The sequence below is a fragment of the Halorubrum sp. SP9 genome (assembly GCF_005435015.1).
Taxonomy (GTDB): Archaea; Halobacteriota; Halobacteria; order Halobacteriales; family Haloferacaceae; genus Halorubrum; species Halorubrum sodomense.
In genome coordinates this window covers 1-384 of record NZ_SGXU01000458.1, presented here as the reverse complement: position 1 = coordinate 384, position 384 = coordinate 1, and the positions used below count along the sequence as shown (strand labels likewise).

General features: G+C 53.1%; 1 protein-coding gene. It reads left to right on the top strand.

The window, feature by feature from the left end:
- Positions 1-273 (top strand): NAD(P)-dependent oxidoreductase (locus EXE45_RS18240; RefSeq protein ID WP_241989544.1); only part of this gene is annotated, 273 nt, incomplete at its 5' end.
- Positions 274-384 lie beyond the last annotated feature (111 nt).

The window sequence follows — 384 nt, the reverse complement described above, 5'->3', positions numbered from 1 at the left end:
GACGTTGTCCGCGCGTGCGAACTTGCTGCCGACCACGAACTCCAAGGGATTTACAACGTGGGCACTGAAGAAAGCTACTCGTTCAACGAGATGGTCGAGCTGATTAATGAAGAGCTTGGGACCAACGTCGACCCTAAGTACATTGAGAATCCCCTGGATGAGTACGTCCACGATACAATGGCAGACTACTCAAAACGTCATGCGGCCACTGGCTGGGAGCCAACAATTACGTTCGAAGAGGGTGTGTCACGGGTGTGTGAACCGTACCAGTAGCCACCTCTGAGGGTCGGTTAGCTCTCTCGATCAGCGAGGCTTATTCATGTCACCTCACATCTTTCGCCTGTGCTCCCACTAGGCCATCTTGCTTTCGCGTATCTCTGGTAC